The 18,377-nt window shown below is 70.0% G+C and carries 16 protein-coding genes and 2 tRNA genes; 13 read left to right on the top strand and 5 right to left on the bottom strand.

What is annotated here, in order from left to right:
* The first annotated feature begins 62 nt into the window (after positions 1 to 62).
* On the top strand, positions 63 to 1,106 hold the full coding sequence (locus ASG45_RS03905; protein ID WP_055832929.1) for an NAD(P)-dependent alcohol dehydrogenase: 1,044 nt from the start codon (positions 63 to 65) through the stop codon (positions 1,104 to 1,106).
* Positions 1,107 to 1,427: 321 nt separating this feature from the next.
* Here the strand turns inward: ASG45_RS03905 and pgm are convergent, their stop codons facing one another.
* Positions 1,428 to 3,074 (bottom strand): phosphoglucomutase (alpha-D-glucose-1,6-bisphosphate-dependent), encoded by a 1,647-nt coding sequence (gene pgm, locus ASG45_RS03910; RefSeq protein WP_055832931.1) that lies wholly within the window; start codon positions 3,072 to 3,074, stop codon positions 1,428 to 1,430.
* A gap of 196 nt (positions 3,075 to 3,270) precedes the next feature.
* Here pgm and ASG45_RS03915 point away from each other — a divergent pair, with 196 nt between their 5' ends.
* Together ASG45_RS03915 and pheA are read left to right on the top strand one after the other, a co-directional pair.
* Positions 3,271 to 4,680 carry a lipocalin-like domain-containing protein gene (locus ASG45_RS03915; protein WP_082516438.1) on the top strand — a complete coding sequence of 470 codons (1,410 nt, stop codon included), beginning with the start codon at positions 3,271 to 3,273 and terminating at the stop codon, positions 4,678 to 4,680.
* Between the two features lie 63 nt (positions 4,681 to 4,743).
* Positions 4,744 to 5,706, top strand: a complete 963-nt coding sequence (gene pheA, locus ASG45_RS03920) for a prephenate dehydratase (protein ID WP_055832935.1) — start codon at positions 4,744 to 4,746, stop codon at positions 5,704 to 5,706.
* A 75-nt stretch (positions 5,707 to 5,781) separates the two neighbouring features.
* Here the strand turns inward: pheA and ASG45_RS03925 are convergent, their stop codons facing one another.
* Positions 5,782 to 6,840 carry an LLM class flavin-dependent oxidoreductase gene (locus ASG45_RS03925; RefSeq protein WP_055832937.1) on the bottom strand — a complete coding sequence of 353 codons (1,059 nt, stop codon included), beginning with the start codon at positions 6,838 to 6,840 and terminating at the stop codon, positions 5,782 to 5,784.
* Between the two features lie 95 nt (positions 6,841 to 6,935).
* Here ASG45_RS03925 and ASG45_RS03930 point away from each other — a divergent pair, with 95 nt between their 5' ends.
* Both ASG45_RS03930 and ASG45_RS03935 read left to right on the top strand, forming a co-directional pair.
* Positions 6,936 to 7,274: a hypothetical protein gene (locus tag ASG45_RS03930; RefSeq protein ID WP_235560627.1), complete on the top strand. Its 339-nt coding sequence runs from the start codon at positions 6,936 to 6,938 to the stop codon at positions 7,272 to 7,274.
* Between the two features lie 112 nt (positions 7,275 to 7,386).
* Entirely contained in the window at positions 7,387 to 7,812 is a 426-nt protein-coding gene (locus ASG45_RS03935) for an Asp23/Gls24 family envelope stress response protein (RefSeq protein WP_055832939.1), read from the top strand.
* A gap of 114 nt (positions 7,813 to 7,926) precedes the next feature.
* Here ASG45_RS03935 and ASG45_RS03940 read toward each other — a convergent pair whose 3' ends face one another.
* The gene (locus ASG45_RS03940; RefSeq protein WP_055832942.1) at positions 7,927 to 9,297 is read right to left on the bottom strand and encodes a cryptochrome/photolyase family protein; all 1,371 of its coding nucleotides are present in this window, start codon (positions 9,295 to 9,297) and stop codon (positions 7,927 to 7,929) included.
* Positions 9,298 to 9,489: 192 nt separating this feature from the next.
* Positions 9,490 to 10,779 (bottom strand): diacylglycerol/lipid kinase family protein, encoded by a 1,290-nt coding sequence (locus ASG45_RS03945; RefSeq protein WP_082516439.1) that lies wholly within the window; start codon positions 10,777 to 10,779, stop codon positions 9,490 to 9,492.
* A gap of 177 nt (positions 10,780 to 10,956) precedes the next feature.
* Between ASG45_RS03945 and serS the strand changes: the two genes are divergently transcribed.
* Positions 10,957 to 12,225 carry a serine--tRNA ligase gene (gene serS, locus ASG45_RS03950; RefSeq protein WP_055832944.1) on the top strand — a complete coding sequence of 423 codons (1,269 nt, stop codon included), beginning with the start codon at positions 10,957 to 10,959 and terminating at the stop codon, positions 12,223 to 12,225.
* Positions 12,222 to 13,121 carry an HAD family hydrolase gene (locus tag ASG45_RS03955; RefSeq protein ID WP_082516440.1) on the top strand — a complete coding sequence of 300 codons (900 nt, stop codon included), beginning with the start codon at positions 12,222 to 12,224 and terminating at the stop codon, positions 13,119 to 13,121. Before serS ends, ASG45_RS03955 begins: the two co-directional genes overlap by 4 nt.
* A 61-nt stretch (positions 13,122 to 13,182) precedes the next feature.
* On the opposite strand, the gene ASG45_RS03960 is transcribed toward ASG45_RS03955, so the two are convergent.
* On the bottom strand, positions 13,183 to 14,433 hold the full coding sequence (locus tag ASG45_RS03960; RefSeq protein ID WP_156459352.1) for a DUF2254 domain-containing protein: 1,251 nt from the start codon (positions 14,431 to 14,433) through the stop codon (positions 13,183 to 13,185).
* A 170-nt stretch (positions 14,434 to 14,603) separates the two neighbouring features.
* Here ASG45_RS03960 and ASG45_RS03965 point away from each other — a divergent pair, with 170 nt between their 5' ends.
* The 6 genes from ASG45_RS03965 (at position 14,604) to ASG45_RS03990 (ending at position 18,348) form a co-directional block, all read left to right on the top strand.
* A complete protein-coding gene (locus tag ASG45_RS03965; protein ID WP_156459353.1) occupies positions 14,604 to 15,305 on the top strand; it encodes a hypothetical protein in 702 nt (233 codons plus the stop codon).
* A 49-nt stretch (positions 15,306 to 15,354) separates the two neighbouring features.
* Positions 15,355 to 15,442, top strand: a tRNA-Ser gene (locus ASG45_RS03970).
* Between the two features lie 773 nt (positions 15,443 to 16,215).
* Positions 16,216 to 16,500, top strand: a complete 285-nt coding sequence (locus ASG45_RS03975) for a type II toxin-antitoxin system Phd/YefM family antitoxin (RefSeq protein ID WP_082509747.1) — start codon at positions 16,216 to 16,218, stop codon at positions 16,498 to 16,500.
* Entirely contained in the window at positions 16,497 to 16,769 is a 273-nt protein-coding gene (locus ASG45_RS03980; protein WP_055832950.1) for a type II toxin-antitoxin system RelE family toxin, read from the top strand. The genes ASG45_RS03975 and ASG45_RS03980 overlap by 4 nt, the downstream gene beginning before the upstream one ends.
* A 126-nt stretch (positions 16,770 to 16,895) precedes the next feature.
* The gene (locus ASG45_RS03985; RefSeq protein WP_055832953.1) at positions 16,896 to 18,161 is read left to right on the top strand and encodes an LCP family protein; all 1,266 of its coding nucleotides are present in this window, start codon (positions 16,896 to 16,898) and stop codon (positions 18,159 to 18,161) included.
* Positions 18,162 to 18,256: 95 nt separating this feature from the next.
* Positions 18,257 to 18,348 (top strand) — tRNA-Ser (locus tag ASG45_RS03990).
* Positions 18,349 to 18,377: the final 29 nt, after the last annotated feature.

Genomic DNA, 18,377 nt, shown 5'->3' on the forward strand with positions numbered 1-18,377 from the left:
CCGACCTCGGCGTGCCCGGGGGAGGATGGATGCATCCGCATCGACCCCTCCTGAGGAGACCCATGCACGTCAACGCCTACGCGGCGTCGTCCGCGACTTCGCCCCTCGAGCCCACGACCATCGAGCGCCGTGACGTCGGCCCGAAGGACGTCCTGATCGACATCGCCTACGCCGGCATCTGCCACTCCGACATCCACACCATCCGCGGCGAGTGGGGCGACGTGCCCTACCCCCTGACGGTGGGCCACGAGATCGTCGGAACGGTCGCCGAGATCGGCTCCGAGGTCACCTCGCACAAGGTCGGCGACCGCGTCGGCGTCGGCTGCATGGTCAACTCGTGCCGCGAGTGCGACAACTGCCTCGCCGGCGAGGAGCAGTACTGCGAGAAGGGCAACATCGGCACCTACGCCGGTAAGGACGTCGACGGCTCGATCACGCAGGGCGGCTACAGCGAGAAGATCGTCGTCGACGAGCACTTCGTGCTGCGCGTCCCCGAGTCGATCCCCTACGACAAGGCCGCCCCGCTGCTGTGCGCCGGCATCACGACCTACTCGCCGCTGAACCACTGGAACGCCGGCCCCGGCAAGAAGGTGGCCATCGTCGGCCTCGGCGGTCTCGGTCACATGGCCGTCAAGATCGCCCACGCCATGGGCGCCGAGGTCACCGTGCTCTCGCAGACGCTGAGCAAGAAGGACGACGGCCTCAAGATGGGCGCCGACCACTACTACGCGACCAAGGACGAAGAGACCTTCACGACGCTGAAGAACACCTTCGACCTCATCGTCAACACCGTCAGCGCCCCCCTCGAGCTGAAGAAGTACCTCGGGCTGCTCACGCTCAACGGCACGATGGTCAACGTCGGCGCCCCGCCGGAGCCGCTGCCCATCCAGGTCTTCACGCTGTTCACGAACCGTCGCTCGTTCGCCGGTTCGTCGATCGGTGGCATCCGCGAGACCCAGGAGATGCTCGACTTCTGCGCCGAGAACGGCATCGCCCCCGAGGTCGAGGTCATCTCGGCCGACCAGATCAACGAGGCCTACGAGCGCGTGCTGAAGAGCGACGTGCGCTACCGCTTCGTCATCGACGCGGCGACCTTCGCGTCCTGACCCCGATCGCCCCGGCCCCGACGCTCCGCGGAGCGCCGGGGCCGCGGCATCCCGTCTCGGGCACGCGCGTGCGGCAGACGCCTTTGCTCGCCCCGCCCTCCGGCGCGCGGGCCCCGGCCACCGGCGCGCGGGCCTCGCCCTCCCGCGCATAAACGCTCTTCCTGCGCATAAACGCGCAGGCGTCGTGTTTATGCGCAGGAACGGCGTTTATGGATGCCGTAACCCCGGCCCGCGACGCGCCCCGGCCTGCGACGCGCCCCGGCCCGCGAGCAGCAAGCCAAAGCGGCGCCGCCCCGAAGGGCGACGCCGCTTCCTCGCGCGTCAGGCCTGGCCGAGAGCGGCGGACACGACCGCGCGGGCCTCTTCCTGCACCTCGCGCAGGTGGTCTTCGCCGCGCAGCGACTCCGCGTACAGCTTGTAGACGTCTTCGGTGCCCGAGGGGCGCGCGGCGAACCAGGCCGACTCGGTCTGCACCTTGAGGCCGCCGATCGCCGCGCCGTTGCCCGGAGCGTGCGAGAGCTTGGCGACGATCGGCTCGCCGGCCAGCTCGGTGGCGCTCACGGCATCGGGTGACAGCTTCGACAGCGTCGACTTCTGCGCGGGCGTCGCGGGAGCATCGACGCGCTGGTAGGCCGAGGCGCCGAACTCGGCCTCGAGCTCGGCGTACCGCTGCGACGGCGTCTTGCCGGTGACGGCGAGGATCTCGGCGGCGAGCAGGCACAGCAGGATGCCGTCTTTGTCGGTGGTCCAGACCGTGCCGTCCGTGCGCAGGAACGACGCCCCGGCCGACTCCTCGCCGCCGAAGGCGACGGAGCCGTCGAGCAGCCCCGGCACGAACCACTTGAAGCCCACGGGCACCTCGAGCAGCGTCTTGCCGAGCGAGGCGGCGACCTTGTCGATGATCATCGACGACACGAGCGTCTTGCCGATCGCGGCGTCGGCGGGCCAGCCCGGACGGTGCGAGAACAGGTAGTCGATCGCGACGGCCAGGTAGTGGTTGGGGTTCATCAGCCCCGCGTCGGGCGTCACGATGCCGTGGCGGTCGGCATCGGCGTCGTTGCCCGTGAGGATGTCGTAGTCGGCGCGGGCGGCGACGAGCGAGGCCATGGCCGAGGGCGACGAGGGATCCATGCGGATCTTCTCGTCCCAGTCGAGCGTCATGAACTTCCAGGTCGGGTCGACCTCGGGGTTCACCACGGTGAGGTCGAGGCCGTACACCTCGGCGATGAGCGCCCAGTACTCCACCGACGCCCCGCCCAGCGGGTCGGCGCCCATGCGGACGCCCGCGCTCTTGATGGCGTCGATGTCGATGATGGATGCCAGATCCCGCACGTACGCGTCGCGGAAGTCGTACTGGCCGAGGTTCTCGAGGTCGATGTCGGCGTGGCGGGTGCGCTGCACGCCCGACAGGCCCGCGGCGATCAGTTCGTTCGCACGGTCGGCGATCCAGCCCGTGGCGTCGGTGTCGGCGGGGCCGCCGTGCGGCGGGTTGTACTTGAAGCCGCCGTCGCGCGGAGGATTGTGCGACGGGGTCACGACGATGCCGTCGGCGCGGCCCGGGTCGTCGGCCGCGCGGCCCGTGTTGTAGGCGAGGATCGCGTGGCTGAGAGCGGGCGTCGGCACCCACGCGTCACGGGAATCGACGCGCACGTCGACGCCGTTGGCGACGAGCACCTCGATGGCGCTGCGCTCGGCGGGCAGCGACAGTCCGTGGGTGTCGCGGCCGAGGAACAGGGGCCCCGTGATGCCCTGCGCCGCGCGGTAGTCGACGATCGCCTGGGTGGTGGCGAGGATGTGGTCTTCGTTGAAGCTGGTGCTCAGCGACGAGCCCCGGTGACCACTGGTGCCGAAGGCGACGCGCTGCTCGGGCACCGCGGCATCCGGTTTGCGGTCGTAATACGCCGCGATCAGTTCGTCGATGTCGATGAGATCGGATGCCTCTGCGGGCTGCCCTGCGCGACTGCTCATGCGCCCAGTCTGCCCGCTGCGTCCGACATGCGCACACGCCGTGACGCAATTCTGCGGGAATCCCTTGCTCGGTGCACCGCTTCCGATCGTGCGCACGACGCTCGCCGCCGGGCCCGTTCGACGGTGAGGGGGCGGCCGAATCGCGCCGCCACAGACCGACACCCCACTCGACACCCGTCGTCACTACACTCCGACCATGAGACGTATGTCGTGGGGGGCCCGCTTCGTCGGGATCGGACTTGTCGTGGCGGCGATCGTGGCGATCGTGAAGGGGAAACCGAGCGGAGTGACCGCGCCGTCGGTCCCCGTTCCCGAGAACCCGCTGTGGAAGGGCACGACGAAGCCCGCTCCCGTCCCCGAAGAGAACGTCGTCCTCAGCCTGCCGAAGGACATGTACCGGCACGCGGGGGCTCCGACCGAGTGGTGGTGGCACATCGGCACCCTTCGGGCGGGCGATCGCGTGTTCGGCTTCGACATCAACGCCGCCTCCTTCACCGGCCAGCACTTCGGGATGTCGCAGATCTCGCTCAGCGACGTCGAGGGGGGCCGCCACTACGAGCGCACGCAGGTCTACGGACCCTCGCCGATCGGGGTGTTCGACGTCAACTCCTGGGCCGAGGGCGACCCGTCGAAGCCGTGGTACGCGCGACTGGGCGACCCGTCATGGCTGGTCGGCGGGTTCAGCGTCACGAACACGGGCTCCGGCTACACCGAGGCGCCCTCCGTCCACTTCGAGGGTGACGGCACCGGGGCCTCCGCCGTCGCGATCCTCGACGACAAGGGCGGAGTGACCCAGATCATCCTGCTGAAGCCCGGGTCGGGGTACACGACCACTCCGACCGTGACCCTCGTCGGCGGCGGTGGTTCGGGAGCCACCGCGGTGGCCGTGCGTCATTCCGTCGTCATGACGGCGCCCCAGGCCGACCCGACGCGCGACATCTCGGTCACGGCCGTCCTCCAGGACGCCAAGACGCTGGACGAGGTCGAGTTCGACCTCACGTTCTCGCAGCAGGGCCGACCGATGTTCGTCTTCGGAACGGGAGTGGAGCCCAGCGCGACGAGCCAGAGCTTGAAGAAGGACAACTACTACTTCTCGTTCACCCGGCTGAAGGCGACCGGCACCATCACCTTCGGGGGCGAGACCTTCGAGGTGACCGGCACCACCTGGATGGACCACGAGTACGGGTTCTTCGGCGGCAACTCGTCGGACACCCGCGTGCGCTGGCTGCTGCAGGACATCCAGCTCGACAACGGGTACACGCTGTCGACCGCCGGCATCATCGGCGAGGGGTACAAGCCCGAGATCGGGGTGTCGGTCGACGCGTTCGCCACGATCCAGGAACCGGACGGTGAGATCTACTACGTCGCCAGCACGATGACCCCGGTCGGCGAGCTGTGGACGAGCCCCTCGACGGGCAACAGCTACGCGCAGCAGTTCCGGGTGCAGATCCCGTCGTTCGACGCCGACATGCTGATCTCGACGCGGCTCCAGGATCAGGAGTTCTCGGCCAGCGGCGCGCCGATCTACGAGGGCACCGCCGAACCGACGGGCACCTTCCTCGGCGAGAGGGTCTCGGGAGACGCGTGGATCGAGCAGGCGTTCTAAACGGACCGCCGACCTCGTCGGGCGGGCGGCGGCGTGCCGATCGCGGAGGACTAGGCTGAGCCGGTGCTGCCCGACACGGAACACCCGCCCGCCCGCCGTACCTACAGCTACCTGGGTCCCGCGGGAACCTTCACCGAAGCAGCCCTCGCCCAGGTGCCCGAGGCGCGCGACCAGATCTGGCGGCCGGTGCGTAATGTCGGCGAGGCGCTCGCCGACGTCGTCGAGGGACGCTCGGATGCCGCGATGATCGCCATCGAGAACTCCGTCGACGGGGGCGTGTCCACCGCGCAGGACGCCCTGGCCACCGTGCCGGGCCTGCGCATCGTCGGCGAATACCTCGTGCCGGTGAACTTCGTGCTCGTGGGCCGCCCGGGCGCGACCCTCGCCGACGTCTCGCTCATCGCCGCGCACCCCGTCGCGTACGGGCAGTGCCTCGGCTGGCTCAGCGACAACGTCCCCGCCCACGCGCACCTGCCCGCCGAGAGCAACGTCGCCAGCGCCCTCGGCGTGCTCGACGGCACGAGCGGCGCCGACACGGCGATCGCCGCCCCCGGCATCGTCGCCCACCACGATCTCGCGGTGCTGGCCGAGAACATCGGCGACAACCCCAACGCGGTGACCCGCTTCGTGCTCGTCAGTCGCACCGTCGCCCCGGCTCCGCCGACGGGCGCCGACAAGACGTCACTCATCGTCGAGCTCCCCGAAGACCACCCCGGCGCCCTGCTCGAGCTGCTCGAGCAGTTCGCCACCCGGGGCATCAACCTGAGCCTTCTGGCATCCCGTCCCATCGGCGACGCCCTCGGCCGCTATCGCTTCGTCATCGACGCCGACGGGCACGTGCTCGACGAGCGCATGGCCGACGCGCTGCTGGGCCTTCGCCGCTTCAGCCCGAAGGTCATCTTCCTCGGCTCGTACGCGCGCGCCGACCGCGCCATCGTGCGGTACCCGCAGCGCTACAGCGACGACGTGTTCGTCGAGGCGCGCGACTGGCTGCGCGGCCTGCTGAGCGGCGAGCCCGAGGCCTGACGCCCGCGGTACGCCACCCGCCGAGATCGCTGCCGCCCCGCCGCGACGTGTCGCCGCGCCGGAGCCCGCCCCGGGTCAGGCCGCGACGGCCGCCTTCTCGGCGATCAGCTCCAGGGTCTGCGCGCGACCCTCGACCGAGTCGAGCGCCTCGCTGTCGTAGGCGCCGGCGACGGGCGAGACCATGATCTCGTCGACCCCGTACTGCGCGGCGAAGGCAGCCAGCTGCCCCTGCACCTCGGGGCCGGTGCCGACGAACCACTTCTGCCGGGTGGACGCCATGATCGACTCCGCCATCGCGTCGAAGGGATCGGCCTTGGCCTGCTCCACGGTCTCGAGCGGCACGAGCGGACGGTTGGTGCGCAGTCGCGCCATCATGCGCAGCTGCGGCAGCGCGCGCTCCTCGGCCTCTTCGGCGGTGGGGGCGGCGACGACGTTGGCGGTGACGAACGTGCGCGGGCCTTCGCCCGAGTCGTTGGGTCGGAACTGGTCGCGGTACAACCGCAGCGCGTGCTCGAGCCCTTCGCCCGAGAAGTGGTTCGCGAACACGTAGGGCAGGCCGAAGCTGGCGGCGAGCTGCGCGGAGTAGTCGCTGGAGCCCAGCAGCCACACCTGCGGCATCCCGGATGCCGCGGGTGTCGCCTTCACCTGGTACTCGGTGCCCGAGGTGAACCGCACGGTGGCGCCCTCGGGGGAGGTGAGCGCGATGATGTCGGTCACGTGGTCGGGGAAGCGCGAAACGTCGCTCGTGGTGCCCGATCGGTTCAGCAACTGCGTGATGACGGGGTCGCTGCCGGGGGCGCGGCCGATGCCCAGGTCGATGCGTCCCGGGGCGAGGGCCTCGAGGGTGGCGAACTGCTCGGCGACGATGAGGGGGGAGTGGTTCGGCAGCATGACGCCCCCCGAGCCCACACGGATGCGCGACGTGCGCGCCGCGGCGGCCGCGATCAGCACGGGCGGAGTGGTCGAGGCCACGGCGGGCATGTTGTGGTGCTCGGCGAACCAGTAGCGGGTGTACCCGAGGCGGTCGGCGCGCTCGACGAGGTCGAGGGCGGCGCTCACCGCCTGCGCGCTGGTCTGCCCGTGCCGCACGGGCACGAGGTCGAGAACAGAGAGGGAGGGGATCGCGTCGGTCACCTCGACGACAACCTCCGTGGGCCGCCCGCTATTCCGTCTCGAGAAGAGCCGCAACCCCCGTCCGTGATCCCGTTCATCGTGCCTAGCGTCCCGCTATGAGCGAATCGCACTCCGCGGGGACGCCGCTCGACGGCCCGCAGACGGATGACGTGCAGGACACCGACGCGCACACGATGGTGCGCGCTCAGATCGTCGTCGACGACGCGACCTTCTCCCTCGCACAGGGGCAGGATCTGGCGGATCTGCAGCAACGCATCGAGAGCGCCGTCCACAGCGGAGGGCGATTCGAGAGCTTCGTCGTGGTGGGCAACCGCCGGATGAGCGTGCTCTGCACGGCCCATACGCGCGTTCTGTTCGCCGTCGAGACCGTGCAGTACGACCCCCGCGACACCGGTGATTCCGAAGACCCGTTCGGCGGCTTCTTCGACGTGTGAGCGGTGCTCAGCTTTCTCTCAGGAAGAAAGTCGTGACGAATCGGTCGCCCGCTGCGTCTCCTCTATGACATCGCGGGACAGACGGTCCCGGAGACGACGGAAGGAAGCGCTCATGGCTGACACCATCACCACCGCCACCCCCACCACTGCCAAGAAGGACGGCGGCTCCACGGTCATCGTCGACGCCGTCGTCGCCAAGGTCGCCGGTATCGCCGCGGCCGAGGTTCCGGGCGTCCACGCCCTCGGCGGTGGCGCGGCTCGCGTCATCGGCAACATCCGCCAGGCCGTCGGTGCCAAGGACCACGCGCAGGGCGTGAGCGTCGAGGTGGGCGAGACCGAGGTCGCCGCCGACATCTCGATCCAGGTGGACTACCCCGAGCAGCTCCAGCGCGTCGCGTCGAACGTGCGTGCCGCCGTCTCGCAGGCCATCACGGAGCTCGTCGGCATGAAGGTCGCCGAGATCAACGTGACCGTGGTCGACGTCTTCATCCCGGGCGAAGACGACGAGGAGCAGGTCGACGACACCCGCGTCAACTGACGATCGCTTTCGAAGGGGCGTCACCGAGAGGTGGCGCCCCTTTCGCGTGCCCGGATGCCGACACCCGGCGCATCGCGACGGTGCCGACGCCCGGGGACGGCCGGCCCGCCCGCGTCAGTGCCCGTGCCGGGTCTCGGCGTAGGCGTCGAGCGCGCGACGCCGGGTCTCGCCGAGGTCGACCATGGGCTCCGGCGGATTCTCGCCGAGATACTCCGGCGCCCACTCGCGCACGTACTGGTCGTGCTTGTCGAACTTCTTGCGCTGCGTGTCGGGATTGAACACGCGGAAGTACGGTGCGGCGTCGGCGCCGGACCCCGCGACCCACTGCCAGTTGAACGGGTTGCTCGCGGCATCCGCGTCGACCAGGCAATCCCAGAACCACTGCTCGCCCTCACGCCAGTCGATCAGCAGGTTCTTGATGAGGAACGACGCCGTGACCATGCGCACGCGGTTGTGCATGACCCCGGTTCTCCACAGCTGGCGCATGCCCGCGTCGACGACGGCGACCCCGGTGCGACCCTGCTGCCAGGCCTCGAGGTGCGACCGATCGAGCGGGGGCCACGGGAAGGCGTCGTACTCGCGACGCCAGTTCTTGGTCGCGATGTCCGGGGCGTAGAAGGTCACGTGCCAGGCGAACTCCCGCCACACGACCTCCGAGAGGAATCCGCTCGCGCTCTTCGCGTGTTCGCCCGATCCCCGGTGCTGAACGGTGTCGTGCCACACCTGGTACGGGCTCAGCTCGCCCCAGCGCAGTCGCGGTGAGAGGTTCGACGTCGCCCCGCCCGCGAATTCGTCTCTGTACTGCGAGTACCCGCCGAGGTCGTCTTCGAGGAACTCCTTCAGTCGCGCCTTCGCCGCGGGTTCGCCCGGTTCCCACGTCTCGCGCAGGCCGCCGGCCCAGTCGGGCGTGGTCGGCAGCAGCGACCAGTCGCCGAGGTCGTCCCCGTCGACGCGCCCGTCGAAGCCAGGGACCTTGCGCGCCTCGGCCATCGGCGGGCGCGGGGCCGGCAGCTTCTGCACGGCGCGGGCGAAGGGCGTGTAGACGCCGTAGGGCTTGTCGGCCTGCGTGCGCACCGTCCAGGGCTCGTAGAGGAGGTTCGCGGCGAATGACGCGACGGTGACCCCGCCGTCGCGCAGGGCTTCTTTGATGCCCGCGTCGATCTCGCGCTCGACGCCGCCGTAGCGGCGGTTCCAGAACACCGCGCCGGCGCCCACCTCGTCGACGACGGCGGGGACCACCTCCGCCGCGCGGCCGCGGCGCAGCACGAGCTGGGAGCCGCGTTCCGCCAGGCGCTCACCGAGCGAGGTCAGCGACCCGTGCAGCCACCAGCGGGCGGCCCCGCCGATCTCGCGGACCCCGTCGGACTCCTCGTCGAACACGTAGAGCGCCACGATCGGTTCCTCGCGGTCGAGGGCCGCACGTAGCGCCGGGTTGTCGGTGAGCCGGAGGTCGTCGCGGAACCAGACGATCGAGGGCGTTGCCATTGTTCGACGCTATCCGCCACGGCATCCGTGCGTCCGGGCTTGACACTCGCCCGCCGCCGCCGCCGCCGCCGCCGCCGCCGCCGCCCGACGAAACCGCACACGTTTGTCGAGACCGCATCCGCCGGTCGCCGAACGCGTGCGTCCTCGACGAACGGGTGCGTTCTCGACGAGGGGCCGCGCGCGGCGCGCGCGTCAGAGCGTCGAGACGTCGTGCCCCTTCGGCAGCGCCACGGAGAGACCTCCGGCGATGATGCGCGTGTAGATGCGTGTCGCCTCGCCGAACTCGTCGCCGTCCAGTTCGATCGGCTGTGCGGGGGACGTCGCCAACTCGATGCCCGTGCCGCGCAGGTAGCGCACAGAGGTGTCCTTGCGGCGTTCGAGCACGCGGCGCCCCGCGCGGAACTTGCGCAGGACGGAGTTGTCCCACACGATGCTCCGCCAGACACCCAACCAGCCCAGCACGCCGCTCGGCTGGAGGACGGCCACGTCGAGTCGGCCGTCGGCGACGGAGGCATCGGGGATCAGCGCCACGCCGCCCTGCAGGGCGCCGCAGTTCGCGAACAGCACGCTCTGCACCTTCGCCGAGTGCAGACGGTGTCCGTTGAGCTGGTACATGACGCGGAAGGGCTTCGCCGAGACGAGCGACCGCGCCGCTCCGTCGACGTACGCGACCCAGCCGACCTGCTTCTTCAAGTCGTCGCGCGTGTTCTGGATCATTGCGGCGTCCAGGCCGATGCCGGCCATGACCGAGAACCCGTGCTCCTCGATCTCGCCGTCGGCCCGGCGGATGCGGGCGAGTCCGGTGTCGATGGGGAGGATGTCGCCTTCGAACGTGGCGCGGATCATCGCGTCGGTGTCGCTCAGCGGAAGGTTCAGGTTGCGGGCGAGGAGGTTCCCCGTGCCGCTCGGCACGATCGTGAGGGGGACGCCCGAGGAGGTCAGCGCCTCGGCGACCGCGCGAACCGTGCCGTCGCCGCCGGCTACGACAACGGCATCCACTTTCTCTTCGAGGGCGGCGCGCGTCGAGTCGTCGCCGAGGTCGTCGACGGTCGTCTCGTAGAACAGAGGCTCGGCCCAGCCCGCCGCGGCGGCCATCTCGGCCACGCGCGCACGCAGCTGCTCAGGCTCGACCTTGGTGGGGTTGTAGATCAGCGCGGCGCGCTTCTTCGCGGTGGGCTCGGCGTCGATGGGTGCCTCGTCGCCGTCCGCCGAGACGCGCTGGGCCTCGCCGGAGCTCTCGTCCGAGGTGTCCGGCTGAACATCCTCGGGCTGGTGGATGACGTCGTCGGGCTCCGCGGCGTCCTTCGGGTCGGGAGCGTCCTTGTGAACGTGGTCGTCGACGTCGTCGCCGAGTCGCGCGGCGTGGAAGTCGTCGCTCGAACCTTCGGCCGCAGCGGCATCCGCCTTCACCTCGGCGGGGGCATCGGCGGGGACGGTCTCGGGGGACTCCGCGTCGTCACGCGGCTCGTCAGGGGCGGCCATGGGTCCACCCTAGGACCGCGGTGGGCCGCGACCCGGCTGCGGGACCGGGCTTGACGGGGGGATGCCGATGGCCCATGCGTCACGGGGCGTGCACGCGCCGTTCCGCGGCCGACCGCCTGCCGTTCACGGTCGAGGTCGGGGCGGATCCCCGGGGGATGCCGACCATAGGATGGACGCGTGATCGACCTGACTCTGCTGCGTGAAGATCCCGAGCTCGTGAAGCGCTCCCAGATCGCCCGCGGGGAGTCGCCGGATTCGGTGGACGACGCCCTCGCCGCCGACCGCGACCGCCGCGCCGCCATCACCGCGTTCGAAGAGCTGCGTGCCGCGCAGAACGCGCACGGCAAGCGCGTCGCGCAGGCGCCGAAAGACGAGAAGGCCGCGTTGGTGGCCGAGGCGAAGCAGCTCAGCGAGCAGGTCAAGGCGGCGCAGCACGCGGTGGGCGAAGCCGAGGCGGCCGCCGACGCGGCCCTCGCCCGCATCGAGAACATCGTGCTCGACGGGGTGCCCGCCGGCGGCGAAGAGAACTTCGTCACCCTGCGCACCCATGGAGAGATCCCCACGTACGACTTCGAACCGCTCGACCACCTCGCGCTCGGCGAGAAGCTCGGTGCGATCGACATGGAGCGCGGCACCAAGGTGTCGGGCAGTCGCTTCTACTTCCTCACCGGCATCGGCGCGCGTCTCGAGCTGGCGCTCATGACCCTCGCCCTCGACCGGGCGCTGCAGGCGGGCTTCACCCCGATGATCCCGCCGACGCTCGTGCGCCCCGAGGTCATGCGCGGCACGGGGTTCCTGGGCCAGCACGCCGACGAGGTGTACCACCTGCCCAAAGAAGACCTCTACCTCGTCGGCACGAGCGAGGTCCCCCTCGCCGGGTACCACATGGACGAGATCCTCGACCTCGAGCGGGGCGCCAAGCGCTACGCGGGCTGGTCCACCTGCTACCGCAGCGAGGCGGGTTCGTACGGCAAGGACACCCGCGGCATCATCCGCGTGCACCAGTTCAACAAGCTCGAGATGTTCGTCTACACCGACCCCGCCGACTCCGAGGCCGAGCACGACCGCCTCGTCGCGATGCAGGAGGGCATGCTGCAGGACCTCGGCCTCTCGTACCGCGTCATCGACGTGGCCGCGGGTGACCTCGGCTCCAGCGCCGCGCGCAAGTTCGACATCGAGGCCTGGGTCCCCACGCAGGACTCCTACCGCGAGCTGACGAGCACGTCGAACTGCACCACGTACCAGGCCCGCCGTCTCGAGACTCGCTTCCGGCCCGAGGGCGGGGGCAAGACGCAGCCCGTGGCGACGTTGAACGGCACGCTCGCGACCACCCGCTGGATCGTCGCCCTGCTCGAGACCCATCAGCGGGCCGACGGATCGGTCACGGTCCCCGAGGTCCTGCGCCCGTACCTCGGCGGGCTCGAGGTCATGGAGCCGGTCGCGTGAGTCGCGAGGCCGCCCTGCCCGAGACCGGTGACGTCGAGATCGCCGCGCAGCACGAGGCGGTCGACGTCGTCGAGCGCATCGCCGACGATGCACCCGTCGGGCGCATGCTCATCGCCCTCGACATCGACGGCACCGTGCTGCTCGAAGACGACACCCTCAGCCCCGGCGTGGTCGAGGCCGTAGCCGGAGCGCACGCGGCGGGCCACGAGGTCATGCTCGCCACCGGGCGCAGCTGGGACAGCACCCACCCGATCATGGAGCGCCTCGGCATCCAGCCCGAGTACGCGGTGTGCTCGAACGGCGCCATCGTCATGCGACGCGTCGGCGACGGCAACGCCGCGGTGTACGAACGCGCGCACGTCGAGACGTTCGACCCGACCCAGGTGCTCACGCTTTTGGGCGAGCACCTCTCGGGCGCCCACTTCTTGGTCGAACTCCCCGACGGCTCGCGGCTGTTCACCGACTACCTCGACGACTGGAACCTGCAGGGCGCCAACAAGGTGAGTTTCGCCGAGCTGTCGAACCAGCCCGTGTGCCGCGTCGTCGTCGTCGCCCCCGAGCAGACCGATCAGGATTTCCTCGAGCTCGTCGAACGCATCGGCCTCACCCAGGTCTCGTACGCGATCGGCTGGACGGCGTGGCTCGACATCGCGCCCCAGGGCGTCGACAAGTCCACCGCCCTCGAGTTGGTGCGCGGGTGGCTCGACATCGCGGCCGGACGGGTCCTCGTCATGGGCGACGGACGCAACGACATCGAGATGATGCAGTGGGCCCTGCGCCACGGCGGCCGGGCGATCGCGATGCACCAGGGGCCGCCCGAGGTGCACGCCGCGGCCGGCGAGGTGGGCCTGTCGGTGAGCGAGGGCGGCGTCGCCGCGGTACTGCGCGCGCTCTAGATCTCTCCGCGGAGGTTCCCGAGCCTGTCGACGGTTCCCGTAGCTCGGCGGGTCCCGAGGCTCAGCGACCCCACGCCTCCCGCACGGCCGCGCGCAGCATGCGCGTGTCGACCGTGTCGAGGTCGCGCCGGCTGCGAGCGAACGCCGCGCGGGCGGCATCGCGGAACACTCCGGCGCGCGCGGGAGCGGATGCCGCGAGCGAGGCGAGGCACTTCTGCAGGCGCACCTGCACCTCGACGTCGGCCGCGCCGTCGCGCGCCAGCGGACGGAAGGCGTCGTCGACGAGATCGGTGAGCATCGGGGCGGGAACCCGGACCCGCTCGTGCGCCACGTCGGCGTCGGGTTCGGCCGCCAGCGCTCGGGTGAACACCCGCTGCAGCGAGGCGATGACCTCGATCGCCGTGCCCGGGTCGTTCGTCGCAGCCGACAGGGCGCGGCTGCCGATCTCGGTCAGGGCGATCACGCCGAATCGGGGGTCCTGCTCGAACGTGCGGTGGTTCTCGATCCGGAATGCACGACGAAGGCCGGCGCGCACGGAATCGTCGACCGACCCTGTCACGGCCGCGAGCGGCACCCGGGCATCGGCGATGCGCCCGGGTGTCGCGCGCACGTGGATGTCGAGTCCGTGCCGGCGGGCGAGGCGGTCGAGCGCGGCGACGTCGACGTGCGTGACGTAGCCGACCTTCTCGGCGTGGACGTGCACGGCATCCGGGGGCACGGCGACCGCCGGCCGCGCGCCGAGGGTGGGGGCGGCGGCGTGGAGCTCGAGCGACGTGGTCGCGGCCCGTTCGACGCGATCGATGACATCGGACATGCGCCCGAACGTCGACAGGTGCGAGATCCAGCGCAGCAGGGTGAACACGACGATGCCGATGACGACGAGCGTGGCGACGAAGAGGATCGTGCGCCCCTGCGGCAGGTAGTACCCGGTCGACAGGGCGACGATGCCCACGAGCGAGAAGGTGAACGCCCCGATGAATGTCGAGACCGCGTTCTGCGACGTCGGGTCGGCGATGAGCAGGGGCGTCGAGCGGGGCGTCGCCGTGGTCGTGGCCGCCGAGAACGCGGTGACCATCGCCGTCACCGAGAAGGTGCTGACGGTGAGCATCGCCGTGGCGATGATCTGCAGCAGCGACCCGACCGAGTTCTGCGCGAGGTCGATGCCGAACTCGAAGGGCAGCAGCGGCCCGAGGACGTTCGCGGCGAGGGCGACGACGACGGCGGTCAGCGTGAAGATCGCCGCGCGCACCCAGACCTGCCGCCCGAGACGGAGGAAGAAGGATGCCAGGGAGCCGCGGATCGTCATCGCCATGCGGTCGACGATATCCAGCGAGCGCCACGGGTGACGGGGGATGGACGCGGGCGGGCGCACTGCCGGTGCGGCGACGGCTCGCGCCGTCGATAATCGTCACCATGGCATCGCGCGCACGACGGAACCGCCCTCCGCGCGAGACTCCGGGTTCTTCGCGGGTGGACGTCAGCGTGGCCCTCCCCGTGGCGGCGATCGTGCTGGCGGGGCTCGTCGTGGCGGCGGTTCTGCTGCTGTTCTTCGACCCGAGCGCCAACGACGGTGCGGCGTCGATCATCGGCGCCGGTGGGGTGCCCCTCGCCGTGTCGGCGCTGACGATCCAGATGGTTTTCCCGGCCGTGCAGGCGAAGACCCGCCTTCGCCGGTCATTCCTCTGGTGGCCACTGGGCGTGCTGCCCGTCGGCATCCTGGCGTTGTCGGTCCCCGGCATCCTGCGCGATCCCGAATACTTCGAGGGCGTGGTGGGTGGCCTCGGCGCCACCCTGTTCCTGGTGGTGATCGGGCTGCTGCTCGGCGCCGTCGCGTGGTTCTTCGTCGTGCTCCCTGTAGCGCTGCTCGTGACCGCCGTGGGGCGGGTCCTGCGAGGTGAACGGCCGGCTGCCGCGTGGTTCCTCGTGCCGCTCGGGGCGCTGGCGCTCGATGTCGCGATAATGCTGAGCGCGACCGCCGTCGACCCGGTCGGCGTGCGCGGGCGGGCCGGAGGAGTGCGCACGGTGCTCGCGATCCTCGGAGCGACCGACGGGGTGCGCGTGGAGTCGGAACCCGCCCTGTGGTCCGCGCGGGCGTTCTGGCTGGTCGCCCTCGGTTGCTTCGCGGGGGCCTGGTGGACAGCGCGACGGGCCGCGCGCACCACGGTCGCGCCCGACGCCGAGTGACGACCGGACGCACGCGCAGGTTCACACGCTCGGTAGACTCGAACGACCGGGAGGGTTGTCCGAGCGGCCGATGGACCTGGTCTTGAAAACCAGTGGGCAGAGATGTCCCGTGGGTTCGAATCCCACACCCTCCGCCAGATGGTGCTTACTCGAACCCCGCCCGAACGAAAGTTTGGGCGGGGTTCTTTCGTCCCCGTGCTTCGTTCGCGGAAGTTGAGGAGAACGGCAGGTGAGTTCGCCGCCGCTAGGGAGGATTCCCCACGCGGGGACGGGCATGACTCGCTCGGGGGCGTCCTCGCGAACGGGTCGACCTGCAGCGGCGGGACGCCCCCTCCTCTTCACATGCTGACGAAGCGCACGTCCGCTCGATCAACGGCCTCCCGTAACGATGAACCAGCGATGCTCGTCCGAACCGCGGTGTCGTGCGCTGGCCACACCATCTCGATCGTCAGGTCACCGCTCAGAGCAGCTAGGTCGATGGGGAACCAGATGTCAAAGGATGCGGAGTGGACCGTGCCGTTGGTTCCTCCCCCACCCCTGCGCAGGTGGGCATATGTCCTCGCGCCCCGTTCGCCGGCAGAGTCCGAAGGAGTGACCCACACGTCCACCGCACCCTCTACCCGCCGATGTTCGGCAAAGGCGTAGACGGTGGTGACACCGTCCGGTACCCGTGCGGCGGTGCGCAGTGTTGCCGACAAGCCGAAGGCAGAGCAGGCGAACCCCGTCAGGGACGCAGTCGCGCACTCGACCTCCAGACGCAGCTCGGATGCCCCAGAGACGGCCGCGGGAACTTCGCCGAAGGGCGGATACTGTCGGCGTATCGGTCGCTCAGCTCTGTCCATGTTCTTAGTCGTAGCAGGCCTGGGTGAGATCTCGCGGATCCGTCGTGTCGAACGCTACAATTCTGTACATGACCACCCTCTCTCTCGCCGACGCCCGGGCGAACCTCTCGAAGCTGGTCGAGTCGGCCGTCACGACGCACGAGCGCTTCGACGTCACCCGGAACGGTGACCGTGTCGCAGTGCTGCTCAGCGCTGATGACTACGACGCTCTCCTCGAGACGGTCGACATTCTCAGCCGCCCGGATGAGGTTGCAGCGGTGCGTGAGGGGCTGGCCGATCTTGCCTCCGGAGAGACGTCTTCTCTCGAAGACGTTCGGGCGGCGATGATCCGGCGCGGACGCCTGTCTTCGTGAACCCCGAGTACGACGTCGTCTTCACGCGGGCCGCCCGGCGCGCGCTCGAATGCGACCTGCCCGAAAAGCTCGCCGCTGCGGCATTCGAGTTCATCGCGGGCGCTTTGCGCGAGAATCCGCGGCGAGTGGGCAAGCCGCTGCGAAAGCCGCTCGCGCCGCTGTACTCCGCTCGCCGCGGCGAGTATCGAGTCCTCTACCGGATCGTCGACCAGAAGTTGGTGATCGAGATCGTGTCGATCGCGCACCGCCGTGACGCCTATCGCGGGTGATGTGCCTCGCGCCTCCCGACAGTCACGGCATTCTCAGCCGCGCGTCCCTAGTATTACTGCGACCTCCTGCCCTGCGGCGGAGTCGACGTGCTGCCGGGCCGGTGGCATCCGTTCGAGAGGACCCGAGTGAGCAAGACCACACCGCGCGGTCAGAAGACCATCGCGCGCCACGGCCGGCTGACGTCGCCGGGGCCGCTGGCGCAACTGTTCCGCGGCCTCGCCATCGTGCTCGCCGTGCTGCTGGTGTCGGGCGGTGCCGTTCTGGCCTACGCCGCGATCGACCTGACCCGCAGCTTCACCGCCGACGCGGTCGAGCTGAAGAACCAGCCGGCCGTCCCGCCGGACATCGGGGAGTTGAAGGGCGGGGTGAACATGCTGCTCATCGGCACCGATGAGTGCGAGCCCGAGTTCGCCCAGCTCTTCGGGGATCGGTGCACGGGCGACGACGCCGAGGGCAGCCTCAACGACGTCAACATGCTGGTGCACATCTCCGACGCCCCTCGTCGCGTGACCGTCATCTCGTTCCCGCGCGACCTGATGGTGCCGATCCCGGCGTGCACCGACAAAGACGGCTACGAGAACTCGGCCATGAGCAAGCAGCAGATCAACAGTGCGTTCTCGTACGGCGGGCTCTCGTGCGTCGTCGAGACGATCTCGCAGCTCAGCGGCCTCGAGATCCCGTTCGCCGCGAAGGTCAGCTTCGGCGGCGTCATCAACATCACCGACGCGATCGGCGGCGTCGACGTCTGCATCGCGAACGGCATCAAAGACCCCTACACCGGCATCGACTGGCCCGCCGGAACGCGCACGGTCGTCGGCCTCGACGCCCTGCAGTTCCTGCGCACCCGCCACGGTGTCGGAGACGGCGGCGACCTCGGGCGCATCTCGAACCAGCAGCAGTACATGTCGCGCCTCGCCAACAAGCTGAAGAGCCAGGAGGTGCTGTCGAACCCGGCGACGCTGTACAAGCTCGCCTCGACCGCGCTGCGCAACGTCGACCCGTCGACCTCGCTGACCAACCCCCTCACGCTGGTGCAGATCGCCTCGGCCGTGAAGGACGTGCCGTTCAACGAGATCGTCTTCGTGCAGTACCCCACCTACACCGACCCGTCCGACGCGAACCGCGTGGTCCCCGACCGCGAAGACGCCGACACGCTGTGGGCCGCGCTCGCGGCGAACCAGCCGTTGCAGCTCTCGGGCAACCTCAGCGACGGCGACGGCGTGGTGGTCGACGAGAACGGCGCCCCGGCTCCGACCGAGACCGCAGCCCCCGCGCCCACCGACGGAACCGAGCCGACCCCGGCGCCGACGTCGGAGGCGATCGTGCTGCCCTCGGGCATCGCCGGGCAGACCGCCGCGCAGGCCACCTGCTCGAACGGCAACGTGCGCTGACCCCCGCCGCCCGGCATCCGGATCGTGGTTCGGATGCCGGGCGGCGACCGGTTAGTATGGACCGGTGTGTTCGTGCCGCAAGGCGTCGATCACCTGGAGACGTCGCATAGTCAGGCCTAGTGCACCACCCTGCTAAGGTGGAGTCCCCGTAAGGGGACCGAGGGTTCAAATCCCTCCGTCTCCGCCAGACTCAACGCCCTCGGAACCGCGAAAAAA

This window comes from Microbacterium sp. Leaf436 (assembly GCF_001424715.1).
GTDB lineage: Bacteria > Actinomycetota > Actinomycetes > Actinomycetales > Microbacteriaceae > Microbacterium.